General features: G+C 49.8%; 16 protein-coding genes and 1 pseudogene. 12 read left to right on the top strand and 5 right to left on the bottom strand.

The genetic code is table 11. The annotated features are described in order from the left end of the window. Positions 1 to 114 precede the first annotated feature (114 nt). Complete coding sequence (locus QUB13_RS26145; protein WP_333087790.1) at positions 115 to 360, bottom strand: Asr1405/Asl0597 family protein; 246 nt, start codon at positions 358 to 360, stop codon at positions 115 to 117. Positions 361 to 606: 246 nt separating this feature from the next. Between QUB13_RS26145 and QUB13_RS26140 the strand changes: the two genes are divergently transcribed. After that, complete coding sequence (locus tag QUB13_RS26140; protein WP_194070820.1) at positions 607 to 1,149, top strand: Dps family protein; 543 nt, start codon at positions 607 to 609, stop codon at positions 1,147 to 1,149. 120 nt (positions 1,150 to 1,269) lie between these two features. Here QUB13_RS26140 and chlP read toward each other — a convergent pair whose 3' ends face one another. Further along, positions 1,270 to 2,490 carry a geranylgeranyl reductase gene (chlP, locus tag QUB13_RS26135; RefSeq protein WP_333087791.1) on the bottom strand — a complete coding sequence of 407 codons (1,221 nt, stop codon included), beginning with the start codon at positions 2,488 to 2,490 and terminating at the stop codon, positions 1,270 to 1,272. Positions 2,491 to 2,715: 225 nt separating this feature from the next. On the opposite strand from chlP, the pseudogene yidD reads away from it, so the two are divergent. The 3 genes and pseudogenes from yidD to QUB13_RS26120 form a co-directional block, all read left to right on the top strand. Beyond that, a pseudogene (yidD, locus tag QUB13_RS26130) lies at positions 2,716 to 2,940 on the top strand (membrane protein insertion efficiency factor YidD); the annotation flags it as partial. 151 nt (positions 2,941 to 3,091) lie between these two features. Beyond that, complete coding sequence (locus QUB13_RS26125) at positions 3,092 to 3,274, top strand: hypothetical protein (RefSeq protein ID WP_333386793.1); 183 nt, start codon at positions 3,092 to 3,094, stop codon at positions 3,272 to 3,274. Positions 3,275 to 3,399: 125 nt separating this feature from the next. Further along, positions 3,400 to 3,795 carry a hypothetical protein gene (locus QUB13_RS26120; protein WP_333087794.1) on the top strand — a complete coding sequence of 132 codons (396 nt, stop codon included), beginning with the start codon at positions 3,400 to 3,402 and terminating at the stop codon, positions 3,793 to 3,795. 486 nt (positions 3,796 to 4,281) lie between these two features. On the opposite strand, the gene QUB13_RS26115 is transcribed toward QUB13_RS26120, so the two are convergent. Continuing rightward, entirely contained in the window at positions 4,282 to 4,707 is a 426-nt protein-coding gene (locus tag QUB13_RS26115; RefSeq protein WP_333386790.1) for a universal stress protein, read from the bottom strand. A gap of 211 nt (positions 4,708 to 4,918) precedes the next feature. Further along, the gene (gene hisD / locus QUB13_RS26110; protein WP_333386787.1) at positions 4,919 to 6,232 is read right to left on the bottom strand and encodes a histidinol dehydrogenase; all 1,314 of its coding nucleotides are present in this window, start codon (positions 6,230 to 6,232) and stop codon (positions 4,919 to 4,921) included. 1,343 nt (positions 6,233 to 7,575) lie between these two features. Between hisD and rpsT the strand changes: the two genes are divergently transcribed. Next, on the top strand, positions 7,576 to 7,875 hold the full coding sequence (gene rpsT / locus QUB13_RS26105) for a 30S ribosomal protein S20 (RefSeq protein ID WP_333386772.1): 300 nt from the start codon (positions 7,576 to 7,578) through the stop codon (positions 7,873 to 7,875). Here rpsT and QUB13_RS26100 read toward each other — a convergent pair. Then, positions 7,872 to 8,129: a hypothetical protein gene (locus tag QUB13_RS26100; protein WP_333386769.1), complete on the bottom strand. Its 258-nt coding sequence runs from the start codon at positions 8,127 to 8,129 to the stop codon at positions 7,872 to 7,874. The genes rpsT and QUB13_RS26100 overlap by 4 nt on opposite strands. 67 nt (positions 8,130 to 8,196) lie before the next feature. On the opposite strand from QUB13_RS26100, the gene QUB13_RS26095 reads away from it, so the two are divergent. From QUB13_RS26095 to QUB13_RS26065, 7 genes are all read left to right on the top strand, one after another. Then, positions 8,197 to 9,003 carry a TatD family hydrolase gene (locus QUB13_RS26095; RefSeq protein ID WP_333386766.1) on the top strand — a complete coding sequence of 269 codons (807 nt, stop codon included), beginning with the start codon at positions 8,197 to 8,199 and terminating at the stop codon, positions 9,001 to 9,003. Between the two features lie 118 nt (positions 9,004 to 9,121). Then, positions 9,122 to 9,334 carry a hypothetical protein gene (locus tag QUB13_RS26090; RefSeq protein ID WP_333386763.1) on the top strand — a complete coding sequence of 71 codons (213 nt, stop codon included), beginning with the start codon at positions 9,122 to 9,124 and terminating at the stop codon, positions 9,332 to 9,334. A 249-nt stretch (positions 9,335 to 9,583) separates the two neighbouring features. Continuing rightward, a complete protein-coding gene (gene rpoB / locus QUB13_RS26085) occupies positions 9,584 to 12,967 on the top strand; it encodes a DNA-directed RNA polymerase subunit beta (protein WP_333087807.1) in 3,384 nt (1,127 codons plus the stop codon). Positions 12,968 to 13,115: 148 nt separating this feature from the next. After that, positions 13,116 to 13,418, top strand: coding sequence for an HNH endonuclease (locus tag QUB13_RS26080; protein ID WP_333386759.1), 303 nt, complete (start codon positions 13,116 to 13,118; stop codon positions 13,416 to 13,418). 42 nt (positions 13,419 to 13,460) lie between these two features. Next, positions 13,461 to 14,153, top strand: a complete 693-nt coding sequence (locus tag QUB13_RS26075) for an HNH endonuclease (RefSeq protein WP_333386756.1) — start codon at positions 13,461 to 13,463, stop codon at positions 14,151 to 14,153. A 159-nt stretch (positions 14,154 to 14,312) separates the two neighbouring features. Beyond that, on the top strand, positions 14,313 to 16,187 hold the full coding sequence (locus QUB13_RS26070; protein ID WP_333087812.1) for a DNA-directed RNA polymerase subunit gamma: 1,875 nt from the start codon (positions 14,313 to 14,315) through the stop codon (positions 16,185 to 16,187). 349 nt (positions 16,188 to 16,536) lie between these two features. After that, positions 16,537 to 20,676: a DNA-directed RNA polymerase subunit beta'' gene (locus QUB13_RS26065; RefSeq protein WP_333386753.1), complete on the top strand. Its 4,140-nt coding sequence runs from the start codon at positions 16,537 to 16,539 to the stop codon at positions 20,674 to 20,676. Positions 20,677 to 21,134: the final 458 nt, after the last annotated feature.

Raw genomic sequence — 21,134 nt, 5'->3', positions numbered from 1 at the left:
GTGAAAATTATCGAACTTGACAAAAAGCGTCGTTAGTGAATGTATTTATGCGTTAAATCGCATCATTATTGTTTTTACTTCTTCCCTCAGACGTCTTTCTTCTTCCTTTGAGCTTTACCCGATTTGCCAGCAGCACTCCAGCAAGTTCACCAGTTCGCGCCGTGGAGCGCTCAATTGCCTCAAAACGCTTGCGAGTTGAGCAGCTTGTTTGGCGGTGCTAATTTTTGCCCGCAAAGGCTGGTCAACTCCGCACCAGCAGGGAATTTCTAGTTCTTGCAAGCGTTGGTAAACTTGCCATCTGTCTAGCCAACTGACTTGCACGATGTCACAAACTTCTAATTCTGGATCTGCTGGGTTCATTTTTTTTGCAACAATAATGATTTGCATTAATTTTTGCTCTCGATCCACCCCCTTTTCAGGAAGCATTCAGAACGAGCATCTTTTTACAGGATAGCGCAACTGCAAATTATTCTCAATAGATTTTGAAATTTTTTTTTTACTATACAAAGTCTTCCACTATCGAGGCCGACCCTGCTTGACTGGTAAATCTAGGGTGCTACACTGAATCTATTGGCAACAAAACTGCCTATTGAGAGGAGAACACACATGGCTGAGACTCAGAGTGCATTGAGACCGTTTGGCCACATAGCTGAAAATCCAGTTCTACTGGAACATTCCGTCACAGCACCGATTTGTGAAGGGATGAACGCGCTGCTGGCCAGTTTCCAGGCTTTATACCTGCAATATCAAAAACATCATTTTGTGGTGGAAGGGGCAGAATTCTACTCCTTGCACAAATTCTTTGAAGAAAGCTACGGAGATGCTCAAGATAGCGTCCACGAGTTGGGCGAACGGTTGAACGGGTTGGGCGGCATACCGGCGGCTAGTTTTAGCAAATTAGCTGAGTTGTGCTGTTTCGAGCCGGAAGCCGACGGCGTGTATTCGTGCCGCCAAATGCTGGAACATGATTTGACTGCCGAACAAGCTATCATAGGTTTGCTGCGCCGTCAAGCAGGACAAGCAGAAAGTTTGGGCGATCGAGCTACGCGCTACCTCTACGAAAAAATCCTGCTAAAAACAGAAGAGCGAGCTTATCACATTTCCCACTTCCTCGCCCCCGATACCTTAGTGCAGTTGAACTTGAACTAACAATTCTTCTTCTTCCTCTTCCTTCGCGCCCTTAGCGCCTTCGCGGTTCGTTATCTGAACCATAAAAAAAGCGAGCAGTTTTGTGACTGCCCGCTTTTTTTATACAAAGTGCTTTAACAGTTAAGGCGCTAAAGCATTGCCACGCAACAAGCTACCAATGGTTTTGGCGGTAATCTTCATTTGGATGAAAGGATTGGCTGGCACTACTGTCTTATACAAGTAGCTATCGAATGTGAGTTTCTGCACGTCGCGATCGGCACACATTTCCACAAAAGCTTCGCGAGTAGCATCGGAACGGTAGAACACGCGCTGCAAAATGTCAAGCACTTTATAAGTAATTCCGTAGGCCTTATCCCAACGCTTCAGATAAAGCTTGATTTCCTGTTCCGTAGGAATCCGCGTCCCCTGCTGAGAAATCTCCACAATCGTTTCGGCGCACATCCGGCCAGACTTCGCAGCAAAGTAAATACCTTCGCCCGAAGACTTGGTAACGTAACCGGCGGCGTCGCCGACGAGAGCAACTCGGCCGACAACCCGGCGGGGACGCGGATGTTCCGGGATGGGGTGAGCTTCCACTTTAATAATCTCACCGCCCATCAGTTTTTTGGCAGCGCGGGCGCGGATGCCGGCTTGCAGTTTTTTGATGCTGGCTTGATTGACTTTCATCGTGCCGGTACCGACGGCTACGTGGTCGTATTTGGGGAACACCCAGGCGTAGAAGTCGGTGGAAACGTCGTCGCCGACGTACATTTCGGCTAAGCCTTCGTAGTAAGCCATTTTATCTTCTGGGAGGCGGATGCGCTCTTGGAAGGCGATCGCATAATTATAATCGCCTGCATCAATCGCCTTGGCTACGCGGGAGTTAGCGCCGTCAGCCCCGATTACCAAATCCACTTTCAGGGTTTTCTGAGTTCCCACAGCGGTGCCGTTGGAGTGGTCGGCGTAGTGGAGAATGTAGGGGTCGGTGTTGTTCCCAGGAATCTCTAAGGTGTGGACTGTGCCGTTAATTAGTTTGGCACCCAAGGAAGCAGCGCGATCGCGCATGAAGCCGTCGAGCACTTCCCGGCGGCACATACCGATGTATTCGTCGGCATTTTCGATATTGATGTCCACCTCTACGTTGGAGGGGGAAATCATTTTCATTTTTCTGACTTGACGGTCAATAATACTTTGTGGCAAGTCAAATTCGCTGACCATGCACAGGGGAATCGCGCCACCGCAGGGTTTTGCGTTGTCTAATTTGCGCTCGAATAAATAAGTTTCGATTCCTGCTTTTACCAATGTTTCGGCGGCGGAAGAACCGGCCGGCCCTGAGCCCACAACTGCAACCCGTAGTGTCAAAGCTTTTCTCCCCAGTTTTTTCTATAAGTATTTACTCAGTCAGATGTGATGGTATCACGGAGTTTCTTGGCTGTGGGGTAAGGACGGGAGATTTAAATGAAATGAAACAGAGCTTAACAATTGGATACGAAAATAGGCATCGCGCGAGGGATGGGGCGCGGGGAATTGTTGAGCTGTTGGTTGTAGTTTTTAGCAGGAAGGGAATATCTAACGTATGGGAAACCAATGCAAACGCCTATCTTTGATGCAGCCCTCCGACAACTAGCTGTAGCTTCTATTAGCGGATATCAGAAACACATATCACCGAGAAAAGGGTTTTCTTGTGCTCACCGAGTGCTGTACGGAGGGGAGTCTTGCTCTCAGTATATCAAGGGCGCGATCGCCAAATTGGGCTGCTTTGGGGCGATCAAAGCGTCACACCGTCGGTTTGCGGCTTGCAAGCGGGCAAATCAAATCTTGAAAGCTCGGTTTAGCAGTGAATCTGGCAGTGAAGACTCCAATTTCGAGGGTAACGATGAACCAAAATCCGATCGACCAAAATCTCAGGGGGAAACTCCTCGCAGAAGCTCTCAGTGTGAAAACTTTATTGAAGGGCTAGATTGTGGAATCTCAGAATGTTGTTCTGGGCTCGATTGTAGCGGCGCGGATTGTTCTGGGCTCGATTGTGGTGGCGCGGATTGTTCTGGGCTCGATTGTGGCGGCGCGGATTGTTCTGGACTCGATTGTGGCGGCGCGGATTGTGGCAGTTGTTTCTAGTTTTATTCGCCAACCGCTCTCCAAATAGGTAAATTTTTTTTACTATAATGTAGGGGAATTTTCTGAGGGTGCGATCGGCATTGTCGATCGAACTTCGTGCAATTACGTTACATTGAAGTTAAGTAAAGCTCCTATATAAAATTTCAAATTGCTATGCTAGGTAATTTTCAACAAAGTCAACTGCGGATTGAGGTTGAAGCTTCGGAAACCGCGATTCGAGACAGTTTGCTGCGTCCTGTGCAGTTGCAGCAGTGGCTGTGGCCTCAGCAGTTTTCTAAGGGTTTGCCGGAAATGATCGATCGCGAATTGACTTTCACGAGTTGGATTGGCCCGGTAGCGGTGCAGCACTATGTGGACATTGCTGAGTCAAACTGTCTGCGGCTGTTATTGAGTGAGGGAATTGACGGGTTTCACGAGTGGTATTGGGGCGACGGTTGGGTGCAGTCTCGGTTGGAGGGAGTGTCGCTGCTACCGCTGAATTTGGGCCAAACCGCTAGTTTGTTGCGGCTGCGGGACTTTTTGACCAAGGGGAAGGGAAAGGGGAAGTAGAAAATAGACTTTCTACTAAACTAGGCAAAATTCCCAATTTTTTATACCAATTTCATAATATTGCTACAGTTAGTAAATCTATTTCAGACATCGAATTTCGTTCGGCAGAACTCATGTTTGTATCGGCATTTTATGAAATTGGTATAACCGACTTCTGTTTCAATCAACGATCGCCAATTCGGAAACTCCAAAACATTTATCTATAGAACCCATTTGATATCTATTCTGGGTAAATCTCAGAAACCGGGTTTCTCTATTTCTCGTCACCCAACCAAAAACTCGTAGAAACTCGGTTTCTCGCCCCTTGCGTAAATCTCAAAAACCAGTTTCTCTCTATATTTCTCGTCACCCTACTCAAAAACTCAAAGATGTCAAATGGGTTCTATACAAAACTAGATATATTTTCCGAATTTTTATCTCGCAATCTCTTAGTGGAATACGTATGTTGGTTGAGGTAAACGCGATCGACTCTTTGATTTACCGCCCCTACCTAGCCCGCACAACCAACACCGAACAAGGAGCCTCAGCCACAACCTCAGCACTCACCGAACCTGCCAAAATTCGCTTGACACCAGTCAAACCCCGACAGCCGATCGCAATTAAGTCTGCTTTATAAATATTCGCCAAACGCAAAATCTCCTGCGCCGGTTCCCCCGAAACAATCTCTAACTCGCTCTGACAAGGCAACTTTTGCTGATAAGATTGCAGTAACTTCTCCACTTCTCGGTAAGCAATCTCCTTTCCCTGAGCGTGAGGTCGATCGACCGCCGCATCAAAATCCGACATATCAGAAGTCACAACATGAACTAGAATCACCTTTGCCGTCGGTTCTAGCTGAAATTGCCCTACAACTTGCAATACCTGAGTCGCTAACTCTGAATTGTCGATCGCCACCAAAATAGTATTCAATATAATGCACCTTATAAATCTCAGATATTAGACTTTAAACTTCGCGTTAATTATCGGCTACTTTCCACAACTTCGCGCTACCGGGCCACATCATCATCAACACAGAAACCCGGTTTCTTAACATAATTGCGTCATTTAAGCAAGATATTGGAAGAAACCGGGTTTCTTAAGCCCGAATTGCGTAAATCCCGATCGCCAGCCTCAACTCTACCATCTAAAATTCACTCTTTCCCTCATTTTCAGTCCGCAACCGCACCGAATCAGCATGAGAAGGTAAACCCTCAGCTTTGGCCAACACATCAATCGCCTTACTAACCTTCTTCAGCGCCGTCGGCGAATATTCAATCAAACTCGAATGCTTCATAAAAGTTTCCACCCCCAGCGGCGAAGCATAGCGCGCCGCCCCAGAAGTCGGCAAAGTATGATTGGGGCCCGCCAAATAATCACCCACAGCTTCCGGTGTAGATAAACCCAAGAAAATCGCCCCAGCGTGCCGAATTTGGTCTAGCAAATCCCAGGGCTCTGCCACTTGCAATTCCAAGTGTTCCGGCGCAAACTCGTTAGACAGTTCCGCCGCCGCTTTGAGAGAATCAACCACTACAACTAAACCGTAATTAACGATCGCCTTTTCCGTCAAAGTCCGGCGCGGGTGATTTACCAACTGTCTGTCTACCTCAGCCACCACCTTTCTCGCCAGCACCGAATCCGCCGTCAGCAAAATCGCCGACGCCATCGAATCGTGTTCGGCTTGCGCCAACATATCCGCAGCTACATGTACGGGATTTGCCGAACTATCAGCAATAATCAGCACTTCCGACGGCCCCGCCAGAGAATCGATTCCCACCGTTCCATAAACCAGTTTTTTCGCTAGCGTCACGTAAATATTCCCCGGCCCGGTGATTAAATCCACCTTGGAAATACTTTCCGTACCATAGGCCAAAGCCGCGATCGCCTGTGCCCCGCCCACTCGATAAATCTCATCAACTCCCGCTTCCTGAGCCGCTACAAGCACCGCAGGATTCATTTTCTTCTCCTGTCCGGGGGGAGTACACATCACCACTCTCGGAACCTTAGCGACCTTTGCAGGTACCGCATTCATGATTACCGAGCTAGGATAGGACGCTTGACCGCCAGGAATGTAAATTCCCGCGCGATCGACCGGTGTGTAGCGCTTGCCCAAAACAATTTCGTCATCACCAAACTGCACCCAAGACTTGGGTACGCGCTGTCGGTGAAACGCCTCTACCTGTTTGCAAGCTGTGCGGATCGCATTTAATAATTCTTTCGACACCTGTTGGTAAGCAGCATCCAATTCGGCGCCACTCACCCGCAAATCTTCCACATTTAGAGTCATGCGATCGAATTCAGCAGTGTAGTGCAGCAGGGCCAAATCGCCTCTACGCCTTACAGCTTGCAGCACCTCCCGCACGGTGGCTTCTTTATGAACAATAAGTTCGTCATGGGTGCGATCGCAGATTCGTCGCAGTTCAGCTTGCGCCTCAACCCACTGAGTAATAATTCGCAGCATGGAGATTAGGAATGCCGTCAATAATTCAGTGACGCTCCCACACCAACCGGAAGGGCATGGTGTGGGCTTCAGAGTCCGGTTAAGGATATCTAGAACTTCATTCAAGGTACTCCAATTGTTTCCCTCTACTGCGTTTTATAGTGAGGAACACGTCCCGCCCCACTTGTCACATGAAAAGTTTTTTACCTAGACCCAGATTGTTATTCTTGGATCCAAGATATGAATATTCTACCAGAATTATTACAATTAGTGCAGGTTTTTCATTTTAACACCAATCCGAAACGGTTATGGTTTGGGGATTCCCGCCTGTATAGCTAACATTTGCTTGACAATTTGGAATTTTTGTGAATATATCCTAGAAAAGTATGCCACCACGAGTCCACAAGCTTAAACTGCCAGACTCGCGGCATTTTCACAGGCTTCAGTGCAGCGCTTAAATCTCTGTCGGGATTTTGCAACACCGAGGACAAGCCACAACCTTCCTTGGAAATTGCTCGCCAGAGAACCGGGTGCACAGGAAGAGGGGGAGAATCTAGAGGGACAGAGGAGGAAGAGAAGGGGGGGATTTGTTCCCTCTTCCTTCTTCCCCCTTCCTTCTTCCGACGGACTTACATCCGTTACATCCGTTACATAATCCGTTGCCGAACTTCCTTCTTCCGACGGACTTACATCCGTTACATCCGTTACATGATCCGTTGCCGAACTTCCTTCTTCCTTCGATTCGATGAGTGATCCAGCAAGAAGCCCAAATAACCCGTATTGTTTGTTATAGTTTAACTTGGATTTTTCCGGGAATGGGATTTTAAGCAGAATAGATGCTATATTAGTTTTTCCAACACCAGATAGTTTTTTTTATAGAAAAACGCCAAATTATTGTATAATTGAAAATTGCGTGTCAGAAACCGTAACTTTAACTCGTGACGGTCGATCGCCCGCAACTAGCCTGTGTAACACCTGTATCATACCTTTGGGTATCGTCAGGGATAAAAAATTGGCAGTTAAATGAGTCAATAAAAAATTATTGCGTCGCCCGAAAGTACCCACAGACTCAGCTCGATCTGAGCTAGCGGTAGTGGCTGTCCGACCCGCCCAAAAACGGAAGCCCCCGACACTCGCCTGGTCGTGAGTCGTGGAGAACTCAAAATTTTAGACTTTGGTTCGAGATCTCAGGTTCACCTGCGGACTAAATCTAAAATTTTCAACCTCAAATCAACAGACTCAGCTTTTAAAAATCAAGCTTTTTGTGGCTCGCTCCCGAAAAGCTTGTCGCAAAATTCCCGTGTCTGGAGACTTTCTCCCGACGGGGATGTATCAATGAATACCTACTTCCAGCAACTGACACTATGGCAAATATTAAGTCCGCAATCAAACGAGTCAAAATCGCCGAGCGCAACCGCTTGTACAACAAGTCTTACAAGTCAGCGGTCAAAACTTTGATGAAGAAGTATTTTGTAGCCGTCGAAAAGTACGCCGCAACTCCTTCTCCTGAATTAATGCAAGAAGTTCAGCAGCGGATGTCTGAGGCATACAGCAAAATTGACAAAGCTGTCAAAAAAGGCGTACTCCACCGCAACAACGGCGATCGCAAAAAGTCCCGCTTGGCAAGAACCCTAAAGCCACACGAAACACAAGTAGCATCCTAAGAGAAGGAAGAAGGAAGAGGGAAGAAGGAAGAAGGAAGAGGGAAGAAGGAAGTTCGGCAACGAGCAATGTACGGGATGTAACGGATGTAACGGATGTAAGTCCGTCGGAAGAAGGAAGAGGGAAGAGGGAAGAAGGAAGAAAGAGAATTTTTCCCACTCTCCCCATCTCCCCATCTCCCCATCTCCCCATCCCCCACTCTCCCATTCCCCCACTCTCCCACTCTCCCACTCTCCCCATCTCCCCATCTCCCCATCTCCCCATCCCCCACTCTCCCGTCAACAACTCGGATGCTCTGGTATCAAATCTAATCTGCTTCCCCCATGCAGCTCATTGACACTCACGTTCATATCAACTTTGAGACTTACAAGTCTGAATTAGAAACTATTCGACAACGCTGGCGCGAAGCTGGTGTGGTTCGGCTAGTTCATTCTTGTGTGGAGCCTGCAGAGTTTGCCTCAATTCAAGCAATTGCCGATCGATTTCCAGAAGTCTCGTTTGCGGTGGGGCTTCACCCCCTAGATGCCGCCAAGTGGAAAGACGAAACTGCGAATCTGATTCGCGAAAAGGCAAGTTCTGACTCTAGGGTAGTGGCGATCGGTGAAACCGGACTCGACTTTTTTAAAGCTGACGATCGCGAACACCAGTTTAAAGTGTTTGAGGCACAGCTTGAAATCGCCAGGGAACTTGACAAACCAGTCATTATCCACTGTCGCGACGCTGCCGCCCCAATGGCCGAAATGCTGCGGAACTTTTGGGAAAAACGCGGCCCGGTGCGGGGAGTGATGCACTGCTGGGGAGGTACGCCCGAAGAAACCCAGTGGTTTTTAGACTTGGGTTTCTACATCAGTTTTAGCGGCACAGTCACCTTTAAAAAAGCCTTGCAAATACAAGAATCAGCTTGTATGGTAAATAGCGATCGCATCCTAGTTGAGACAGATTGCCCTTTTCTCGCCCCCGCACCCCAGCGGGGAAAACGTAATGAACCAGCTTACGTATACTACGTAGCCGAGCAAGTTGCGAAATTGAGAGGAGTTTCTCTTTTAACTTTGTCGCGGCAGACAACCGAAAATGCCTGTCAGCTATTTGGCCTTTCACTCGCTATAGAGCAAGGAAACGAGGAAAACTAATCGATTTAGAGGCAAGCCTTCGGGGTAAGGGGTAATCTCATCTATATTTTGTTTGCCCTAAAAACCGGATTCATCCTCACCCTGAGATTCCTTTGACGTTGACGGCACGCGATCGAATTTGCGTCCTATAATAATAGAACCAGCCGATCGAGCTTTGGCTGACTATCCCCGCGATCGCAGCAGTCGGCGAACTGCCAGCAATCGGGCCAGCACGCCGTCCCAACGCTCGCCAAAACTTCCAGCAGAAACTCTTTCCTTACACAGTCAAATTTACAGACAGGGAGACACTTGGAACCTCAGTAATTTGGCAATAGCTTTCGAGTCAATTTGAGGAGTCGAATGTATGGGGAGTTTACCCTGAAACAGCAAAATATCGGTTCTAAAAACATCTCAATCAAGCGTAAATCCGCACAAAACGAATGCGAGCAACCCGCACAAATAACAGTTGCAAAAGTCGGATCGCGATCGAAAATATCATATACATTCTCTCACACAATCCATCAAAAAAACACAACAAAGTAAAAACGCCAAGCCTTGGCGCAATGTAAAAAGCTAGAGCCACAGCGGAAAAAGGACACCCATGATCACTAAAGATTACACAGAATTCGCGTTCACCTTGCCCGACCTGATCGAAATCCAGCGGGCAAGTTTTCGCTGGTTCCTAGAAGCCGGACTGATCGAAGAACTCGATAGCTTCTCCCCGATCTCAGACTACACCGGCAAACTAGAACTCCACTTCATGGGCAAAGACTTCAAACTCAAGCGCCCGAAATACGACGTGGACGAAGCCAAGCGCCGGGACAGCACCTACTCGGTACAAATGTACGTACCAACCCGCCTGATCAACAAAGAAACAGGCGAAATCAAAGAACAAGAAGTCTTCATCGGCGACTTGCCATTGATGACAGAACGGGGAACCTTCATCATCAACGGCGCGGAACGAGTAATCGTCAACCAAATCGTCCGTTCCCCCGGCGTATACTACAAATCGGAAACCGACAAAAACGGCCGCCGCACCTACAACGCCAGTCTCATCCCCAACCGTGGCGCGTGGCTGAAATTCGAGACCGACAAAAACGATTTAGTCTGGGTCAGAATCGACAAAACCCGCAAACTATCGGCCCAAGTCCTCCTCAAAGCCCTAGGGCTCACAGACGGCGAAATCTACGACAGTTTGCGCCACCCCGAATACTTCCAAAAAACCATCGAAAAAGAAGGACAGTTCGGCGAAGAAGAAGCTCTAATGGAGCTCTACCGCAAACTGCGACCGGGCGAACCCCCCACCGTAGCCGGCGGAGAACAGCTCCTCAATTCCCGCTTTTTCGACCCCAAACGCTACGATTTAGGCAAAGTCGGCCGCTACAAACTAAACAAAAAACTGCGGTTGACAGTCCCCGACACCGTGCGGGTGCTGACATCCCAAGATATCTTGACGGCGATCGACTATTTGATCAACCTCGAATTCGACATCGGCTCGACGGATGACATCGACCACTTAGGAAACCGTCGCGTCCGCAGCGTCGGCGAACTGCTGCAAAACCAAGTCAGAGTCGGACTCAACCGCCTAGAACGGATCATCCGCGAACGCATGACAGTCTCCGACGCAGACTCCCTCACCCCCGCCTCCCTAGTCAACCCCAAACCCCTGGTAGCAGCAATCAAGGAATTTTTCGGTTCCTCGCAGCTATCGCAGTTCATGGATCAAACCAATCCCCTCGCAGAACTGACCCACAAACGCCGGCTTTCCGCCCTCGGCCCTGGAGGTCTGACCCGCGAACGCGCAGGTTTCGCAGTGCGGGACATTCACCCGTCCCACTACGGCCGGATTTGCCCGATCGAAACACCAGAAGGCCCCAACGCCGGACTGATCGGTTCCCTAGCAACCCACGCCCGCGTCAACCCCTACGGCTTCATCGAAACACCATTCTACCCAGTAGAAAAAGGACAGGTGCTGCGGGACAAAGCCCCCATCTACATGACAGCCGATGAAGAAGACGACTTGCGCGTCGCCCCCGGAGACATCAGCCTCGACGAAAACAACAACCTCTTGGGCGAAACCGTAGCCGTCCGCTACCGCCAAGAATTCACCACCACCACCCCCATGCAGGTGGACTACATGGCGATTTCACCCGTACAAATCGTCTCCGTTGCCACCTCCCTGATCCCGTTCTTGGAACACGACGACGCCAACCGCGCTCTGATGGGGTCGAATATGCAGCGGCAAGCCGTGCCGCTGCTCAAACCCGAACGCCCCCTCGTCGGTACTGGTCTCGAAGCTCAGGCAGCCCGAGATTCCGGGATGGTGGTAGTTTCCCGGATTGACGGCGAAGTCATTTACATCGATGCGACCCGGATTATTGTCAAGCCCCTGGCACCAGATGCCGAGTCTAATTCCAGCGAAGAACATTTCCTGATTCGCGAGTACGACGAACTCAAAGTCAGACAGCCTTCGGTTTGGAAGCAAAAATACGCCGGCTGCATCGAACACGAACTGCAAAAATACCAGCGATCGAACCAAGATACCTGCTTGAACCAGCGCCCCCTAATCTATGAGGGCGATCGTGTCGTAGCAGGTCAAGTCCTCGCCGACGGTTCCTCCACCGAAGGCGCAGAACTCGCCCTCGGTCACAACATCCTCGTAGCCTATATGCCTTGGGAAGGATACAACTACGAAGACGCAATGCTTATCAGCGAGCGATTGGTGTACGAAGACGTATACACCAGCATCCACATCGAGAAATACGAAATCGAAGCCCGCCAAACCAAACTAGGCCCCGAAGAAATCACCCGCGAAATTCCCAACGTCGGCGAAGACGCCCTGCGCCAGCTAGACGAAGGAGGCATCATCCGCAAAGGCGCTTGGGTAGAATCTGGCGATATCTTAGTCGGCAAAGTCACCCCCAAAGGCGAATCCGACCAACCCCCCGAAGAAAAACTGCTCAGAGCAATCTTCGGTGAAAAAGCTCGCGACGTGCGCGACAACTCGCTGCGCGTTCCCAACGGAGAAAAAGGCCGCGTCGTAGATGTGCGCGTTTTTACCCGCGAACAAGGCGATGAACTGCCCCCCGGCGCTAACATGGTCGTCCGCGTCTACGTCGCCCAAAAACGAAAAATTCAAGTCGGCGACAAAATGGCCGGCCGCCACGGCAACAAAGGCATCGTATCCCGGATTCTGCCGAAGGAAGATATGCCCTACTTGCCCGATGGCACTCCGATTGACATCGTGCTCAACCCCTTGGGCGTACCGTCGCGGATGAACGTCGGTCAAATTTTCGAGTGCTTGCTAGGCTGGGCGGGCGAAAATCTGTCGATGCGGTTCAAGATGGTGCCGTTTGACGAAATGCACGGCGCTGAAAAGTCGCGGGAAACCGTTCACGGCAAGTTGGAAGAGGCGCGGGAAAAAACTGGCAAGCCTTGGGTGTTTAACGAAAAACACCCAGGCAAGACTATAGTTTATGACGGCAGAACTGGGGAAGCGTTCGATCGCCCAATCACAGTCGGCATCGCCTATATGCTCAAACTCGTCCACTTGGTAGATGACAAAATCCACGCCCGCAGCACCGGGCCTTACTCCTTGGTGACGCAGCAGCCTTTGGGCGGCAAAGCGCAGCAGGGTGGACAGCGGTTCGGGGAAATGGAAGTCTGGGCCTTGGAGGCCTTTGGCTGCGCTTACACCTTGCAGGAGTTGCTGACAGTCAAGTCGGACGATATGCAGGGCAGAAACGAGGCTTTAAACGCGATCGTCAAGGGCAAATCCATCCCGCGCCCCGGTACGCCGGAATCGTTCAAAGTGTTGATGCGGGAGTTGCAGTCTTTGTGTTTGGACATTGCCGTGCACAAAGTGAATACGAACGACGAAGGCAGCGAGCACGTTGAGGTGGATTTGATGGCGGATGCTGGCGGGCGGCGATCGCCCTCCAGGCCTACTTACGAATCGCTTTCTCGCGACGAAGACGAAGATTAGGGATTTGAGATTTTTCGATTTTAAATTTTAGATTTTTTAGTAATATTTAATCTAAAATTTAAAATCGACAATCTCGAATAAAAATGCCTCAGCAGTGTTCGTACCACTACTGAGGCGAATCAACGCTCTAACAAGGAGATGCGCTGACATGATTATTTTAACAGTTATCCCCGGAATTGAAGGAGAATTCGATCGGGAGACAGGCTGTATTAACTGGCAAAGTAGTGAGTTTGGCAATGGTTACGGGCGTAAGTGGATGTCGGGAAAAACGGTATTAGTCCACCGATTAGTCCTCGAATCAAAAATAGCAGGATTCCTAGATTCCGGTTATTTTGCTTACCACACCTGCGACAATCCAGGCTGCATCAACCCGGAACATCTTGTAGCGGGGTCTGCCGCTGAGAACACGGGACAGATGATGGGGCGCGATCCTCTTCGAGGGCTGCGCTAACGCCAAACTCCCAGACGCAAAAGTATTCCGGGAATTGATAAATTGTCGATCGTACAACTGCGAGAAATTCAGACTAAATATTTATCGGAAAAAGTCAAGAACCACCTAGCAAAAGAGTATGGGGTACAACATGAAACTATTACTAAGATCGTTCAGACAAATATTCCCGATAACTTCACCACAGTTTCTCCACATTTTTTAGGAGAAATTCAAGACAACGGCTGCATAATTTTTCAAGGCGGAAAAGATTGTTCAGGCTATGGCAGATACTGGAAAAATGGGAATTTGAAATCAGTTACTCGTGCTGTTTTAGCAGAGAAATTAGGATATGAAGTTCCCACATATATAGATGCTTGTCATACCTGCGATACTCCCAGTTGTATAAATCCAGAACACCTCTGGGCTGGTACTCGTTCCCAAAATGCCTTAGATGCTTCAAAAAAAGGACGCACCCAAGGAAAAAGTCATCCCCTTTCCAATGCAAAATTAGACTGGGAAAAGGTGCGAGAAATCCGGCAAAAACTAGCAGCAGGAGAGAGAATGAAGGATCTAGCTGAAGCATACAGCGTAAATCCGATAACTATACACAATATTAAGTATCACCTGACATGGAAGGAAGAAGGCGAAGAGATTCCGATTCCTCACATGGGTGGATATCTCGATCGCAAACTGACTTTTGCTCAAGCACAGGATGTGCGAGAACGCATTAAAGCTGGAGAATCTCTTGCTAACTAAGATTTCTCGCGAATTGGGAGCATCCAAAAATGTCATTTATGACATTAAAACTAATGCCACATATAAAGGAGTATGACATTGATTTAAGCGCCAAACAATCAATCAAAACAGATAAATTACAGCAAATAATTTCAAGTAAATCATCGATTGGAGTCAAGAATGGCTAAGATAGAACAACGATTTGATTATGTAAAGATTGGGTTAGCTTCACCTGAAAGAATTCGACAATGGGGAGAGAGAACTTTACCCAATGGTCAGCTAACTGGCGAAGTCATAAAACCAGAAACCATAAATTACAGAACATTAAAGCCGGAAATGGACGGGTTGTTTTGTGAGCGAATTTTTGGGCCTGCAAAAGATTGGGAATGTCATTGTGGCAAGTACAAGAGAGTTCGTCATAGAGGCATTGTTTGCGAGAGATGCGGTGTTGAAGTAACAGAATCTCGCGTCCGTCGCCACCGCATGGGATTTATCAAATTAGCAGCTCCAGTTGCTCACGTTTGGTATCTCAAAGGTATCCCCAGTTACATGGCGATTCTGTTAGATATGCCGCTGCGAGATGTCGAACAAATTGTCTATTTCAATGCCTATGTTGTGTTGAATGCTGGTAATGCTGAAAAGTTGCAATACAAGCAATTGCTCACAGAAGATGCTTGGCTGGAAATAGAAGATGAACTTTACAGCGAAGATTCCACCCTGACCGGCGTAGAAGTAGGAATCGGTGCTGAAGCTTTGCAAGTTTTGCTGCAAAATATTCCGCTAGAAAGCGAAGCGGAAAAGCTGCGCGAAGATATTGCTAATGCTAAAGGTCAAAAACGAGCGAAGTTAATCAAACGTTTGCGGGTAATTGACAACTTTATCGCTACGGGTTCTCATCCCGATTGGATGGTGCTGTCGGTGATTCCGGTGATTCCCCCAGACTTGCGGCCGATGGTACAGCTAGACGGCGGGCGTTTTGCAACGAGCGACCTCAACGACCTTTATCGGAGAGTAATTAACCGCAACAACCGCTTGGCGAGATTGCAAGAAATCCTAGCGCCGGAAATTATCATCCGCAACGAAAAACGGATGCTGCAAGAAGCTGTGGATGCGCTGATTGACAACGGCCGCCGCGGCCGGACTGTCGTGGGCGCAAACAACCGCCCGCTGAAATCTCTGTCGGACATTATTGAAGGGAAACAAGGCCGCTTCCGGCAAAACTTGCTCGGGAAACGGGTTGACTATTCTGGACGTTCGGTGATTGTGGTGGGGCCGAAACTGAAAATTCATCAGTGCGGTTTACCGAGGGAAATGGCGATCGAACTTTTCCAGCCCTTTGTCATCCACCGCCTCATCCGCCAAGGATTGGTCAATAACATCAAAGCTGCCAAAAAATTGATCCAGCGCAGCGACCCAAGCATCTGGGAGGTGCTTCAAGAAGTGATTGAAGGACACCCAGTCATGCTGAACCGGGCCCCCACCCTGCACCGTTTGGGAATTCAAGCCTTCGAGCCCATTTTGGTAGACGGGAGGGCGATTCAGCTTCACCCGCTAGTTTGTCCGGCTTTTAACGCTGACTTTGACGGCGACCAAATGGCCGTGCACGTGCCCTTGTCTCTGGAATCTCAGGCGGAAGCCCGCTTGCTGATGCTGGCTTCTAATAACATTATGTCGCCCGCAACCGGAAGACCGATTGTTACTCCTTCGCAAGATATGGTGCTCGGTTGCTATTACTTGACAGCGGAAAATCGCGACGCTCAAAAAGGAGCAGGTCACTATTTCTCTAACCTCACCGATGCGGTTGTAGCCTACGAACAAGGAGTTGTTGACTTGCATTCCTACGTGTGGGTGAGATTTCAAGGCCCGATAGAAAATATAGAACCAGAAGGAGAACCGCTGAAACTAGAACGATCGACCGACGGTACGGTGACGAAAGAATTCAAGTTCCGCCGGATTCGAGAAGACAAAGAAGGAAACTTGCTCAATCAGTTTATTCGCACTACTCCCGGTCGAATTATCTATCACCAAACGATCGAATCGGTCATTAATAATTAGGAATTGGAAAATTGGGAAATAACAGCGGGTAATAGGCGATCGGTCAGTCTAGGAGCGAGAAACTAGGTTTCTAAGGGTTGGGTTATGTGACCAAAAATATTCTTAGAAACCCGGTTTCACTCCCACGACCGATGACCCATGTCCCAGAAGCGAGAAACGAGGTTTCTAAGGGTTGGGTTATGTGACCAAAAATATTCTCAGAAACCCGGTTTCTGAACTGATGACCGATGAGTGATGCGCCAGGAGCGAGAAACCGGGTTTCTACAGGTTGGGCTTGGTGAGGAGAAATATTCTCAGAAACCCGGTTTCTAAACTGATGACTGACGAGTAAATTACTAACAGCAAACAAATGACTGAATACAAAGAAAATAAAGAAATTGTTTTTCGCAACCGAGTTGTTGACAAAGGTCAGCTCAAAAAATTAATCTCTTGGTCGTTCATGGAATACGGAACTGCCCGCACGGCGCAAATGGCAGACAAACTCAAAGACTTGGGTTTTCGCTTTGCTACGCGCGCCGGAGTTTCCATCAGCGTAGACGACCTGCAAGTACCACCAATCAAACGACAACTCTTAGATGCAGCCGAAGAAGAAATCCGCATCACCGAACAGCGGTACACCAGAGGCGAAATCACCGAAGTCGAACGCTTCCAAAAAGTAATCGACACTTGGAACAGCACCTCAGAAGACCTCAAAGACGAAGTAGTCAAAAACTTCCGAGCCACAGATCCCCTCAACTCGGTCTACATGATGGCCTTCTCCGGTGCCCGGGGAAATATCTCCCAAGTGCGGCAGCTTGTCGGAATGCGCGGATTGATGGCAGACCCCCAGGGAGAAATCATCGACTTGCCAATTAAAACCAACTTCCGAGAAGGCCTCACTGTCACGGAATACATTATTTCTTCCTACGGAGCGCGAAAAGGACTGGTCGATACGGCCCTCCGCACCGCCGACTCCGGCTACCTGACCCGACGCCTGGTAGACGTGTCCCAAGACGTAATTGTCCGCGAAGTAGATTGTGGCACCCAACGCGGGATTCGAGTCCGGCCGATGACCGACGGAGCTACCGTGCTGATACCCCTCAAAGACAGGCTGCTCGGCCGGGTGTTTGCAAAAGACGTGGTGCACCCCAAAACCAAAGAAATCGTAAGGTTCGGCAACATCATGGCAGTCCGCAACCAGCCAATTAGTGAAGAGCTGGCAGACGCGATCGGCGCTTCAGGAGTTGGCGAGGTGTATTTGCGATCGCCCCTAACCTGCGAAGCCACCCGTTCCGTCTGTCAGTGCTGCTACGGCTGGAGCCTCGCCCACCTGAAAATGGTAGACATGGGAGAAGCGATCGGGATTATTGCCGCCCAGTCGATCGGCGAACCCGGAACCCAGCTCACCATGCGTACTTTCCACACCGGAGGCGTGTTCACCGGAGAAGTCGCCAAACAAGAACGCGCCCCATTCCCGGGCGTGGCAAAGTTTAAGAACTTGCGAACCCGTTCCTTCCGCACTTCTCACGGCGAAGAAGCCCTGATCGCCGAAAACGGCGGCAAGCTCGTATTCGAGGGCGACGGCTTCGAGGAAGGCAAATCGGGAGCCAAAAATCAGAAACTAAAGATTGAACTGGCGATCGCCCAAGGTTCCACGCTCATGGTCAAAGACGGACAGCGCGCCATCCAAGGTCAAATATTGGCTCAAGTGCCGATCGTCGGACGCGCAGCCCGCAAAACCACCGAAAAAGTCACCACAGACGTAGCCTCAGACTTAGCCGGCGAAGCCAAATTTGCCGACATCGTACCCGAAGAAAAAACCGACCGCCAAGGTAACACCACCCGCACCGCCAGCCGGGGCGGACTGATTTGGATACTCTCGGGAGAAGTCTACAACCTCCCTCCCGGCGCGGAACCGGCAGTCAAAAACGGCTCCCGAATTCCAGAAAACAGCGTCATCGCCGAAACCAAACTCGTCTCCGAACACGGGGGCGTAGTCCGCATCGCCGACGAGCGAGAAATTGAAATCATCACCGCTCAAGTATTGCTCGACCAAGCCATCGTCCGAGCCGAAAGCACCGGCGGCCGAGAATATTACACGATCGAAACAACTTCCAACCAGCGGTTCTCGCTCAAAACAACTCCCGGAAGCAAAGTCATCAACGGCGAAGTCGTAGCCGAACTGCTCGACGACACCTACCGCACCGCCACCGGAGGCATTGTCAAATACGCCGGCGTCGAAGTCCAAAAGCGCGGCAAAGCCAAACAAGGACTCGAAGTCATCAAGGGCGGCACCCTGCTGTGGATACCGGAAGAATGCCACGAAGTCAACAAAGACATCTCTCTATTGCTAGTCGAAGATGGCCAGTACGTCGAAGCCGGCACTGAAGTAGTCAAAGATATCTTCTGCCAAACCAGCGGTGCAGTAGAAGTAACGCAAAAAAATGATATTTTGCGGGAAATTGTCATCAAACCTGGAACCCTGCACGTCGTTGACCGCCCCCCACTTTCGGCAACCGAAGGTCAAATTGTCAACGCGGGTCAAGAAATCTTCCCCGGCTTAGTTGCTGAAGAACTCGCCTATGCGGAATACATCGAAACACCCGAAGGCCCAGCATTGCTGCTGCGGCCAGTCGTAGAGTTTCCTGTTCCCGACAAGCCGCCGGTGCCTTCCCAGACTGCGCTCAACGAGTCGATCGCCCTCAAAGCAGTCCAGCGCCTCCCCTACAAAGACGGAGAGCGCGTCAAATCAGTAGAAGGACTCGAACTCCTGCGGACTCAGCTCATCCTAGAAATCGGTTCAGGAGCTCCGCAACTGGCAGCAGATATCGAACTTTTGCCAGACCCAGAAGATGATACCGCCTTGTCGGACAACGATTATGACTCCCCAGCAGCAGTCTCCGACTCCACCGCCCTCTCCCAAGAATTGGCAGGAGAAAGCGACGAAGCACCGCCGGTTTCCAAAACCTTCCGCCTGCAGTTAGTGATTTTAGAATCCCTCGTAGTTCGGCGCGACGTGTCGGCAGACCCCACCCAGGGCAGCACTCAGACGCGGCTGTTGGTAGAAGACGGACAGTCGATCGCTCCGGGCGCAGTAGTAGCCCGCACCGAAATTCTTTGCAAAGAAGCAGGGACGGTTCGGGGCATCCGCGAAGGACAAAATGAGCCGGTGCGCCGCCTCTTGGTCATGCGGGAAGCCGACTCGATTTCGATCGACCTCCCCGTCGCCCCAGATTTCAGTCCCGGTCAACTGCTAGTAGCCGGTACGGAAATCGCCCCCGGCACGTTTTTGGAAGAATCCGGCCAAGTAGTCAAGGTCGTACCCTCGAACGGCTCGGAACCTGCAAAAATCGTGCTCAGAATAGCTCGTCCTTACCGGGTTTCCGCCGGTGCAGTCCTCCACGTCGATGACGGCGACTTGGTGCAGCGGGGCGACAACTTAGTCATCCTGGTGTTCGAGCGGGCGAAAACAGGCGACATCATCCAGGGTTTGCCCCGGATTGAAGAACTCCTGGAAGGGCGCAAGCCGAAGGAAGCCTGCATTTTGGCCCACCGTCCGGGGACTGCCCGCGTATCCACCGAGGAAGATATGGTCGAACTGGCTGTAGTTGAAGATGACGGCCGCATCGAAGCATATCCTTTGCTACCGGGGCAGAATCCGATCGTCTCCGACGGACAGCGAGTAGGTGTAGCCGAAGCCCTGACTGACGGGCCCGCCAACCCCCATGAAATTCTCGAAGTTTTCTTCCAAGCCCTCAAAGAGCGCCAGTCCACATTTGAAGCAGCTTTGGAAAGTTTCCAGCAGGTGCAAACCCTCTTGGTAAACGAAGTGCAATCTGTCTATCAATCCCAAGGGGTAGATATTTCTGACAAGCACATTGAGGTAATTGTGCGGCAGATGACCAACAAAGTCCGCGTAGAAGACGGCGGCGACACTACGATGCTACCGGGCGAGCTGGTAGAGCTGCGGCAGGTAGAGCAGGTGAACGAGGCAATGTCGATTACCGGCGGGGCTCCGGCAGATTACACTCCGGTGCTACTGGGAATTACTAAGGCTTCGCTCAATACTGACAGTTTCATTTCTGCGGCTTCTTTCCAAGAAACCACCAGGGTGCTGACCGAAGCGGCGATCGAAGGCAAGTCCGACTGGCTCCGAGGCCTCAAAGAAAACGTCATCATCGGCCGCTTGATTCCCGCCGGTACTGGTTTCAATGCTTACGAAGATGCCAGCGTTCAGGATGCGGGTTTTGAAGGTGCCGTGTTTGATGACGATTTCCAAGATTTGCAGGAGGATGTGGTACTTGATGACCGTACTGCCCGCCGCAAATATACGATCGAAAGCAGTTTCGATACCGCAGCAGTTTCTGACCTTGAGCCTGATGAAGAGTTTGAGGAAATTGAAGTTGATGAAGACGATTTTGTCGGCTCAAGTGATGACGGTTCGTTAGAAGTTTTGGCTGACGACGAGGACGATGATATCGGTTTCGATTTCGACGAAGACGAAGAGTAATACAGGACTTACTCGCGGGTGGTCAGAAACCGGGTTTTTTCGACAATTTTTCCCACTCGCTCACTGATTTGGTAAAAAACCCGGTTTCTTTAGCCTTAACCAATTTAGGGCTGTAATCTTAGTTATGAAATTGTCGCGCACGCCCGTAATACCGGGCGGCGCGGCATTTTTTTTCGGTTTCGGCACTGGTGTAAAAATATTAAGTTTGTTTCTTTAAAGCTTGGTGTTCTCCACAGGCAAATTCGCTACCAAAAGCGCGATCGGACTTTAAACAAGGAAAAAAGAAAGCAATAGGTGTATTCGTCAAAAAATATAAGTCAGAATTCAATAAAAATTTATAATTCCGAGGTTTTAAGTGTTTGATATAACAAATAGTTAAAGGGAGCATCTGTGGATTTTCAACAAAAAGCTTTTTTTTAATATCCTGTCCGGTAGATTGACCGATATAATATTCTATC

It is taken from the genome of Microcoleus sp. B4-D4 (assembly GCF_036705185.1).
Taxonomy (GTDB): Bacteria; Cyanobacteriota; Cyanobacteriia; order Cyanobacteriales; family Microcoleaceae; genus Microcoleus.
This window is presented reverse-complemented; position numbering and strand designations above follow the sequence as displayed.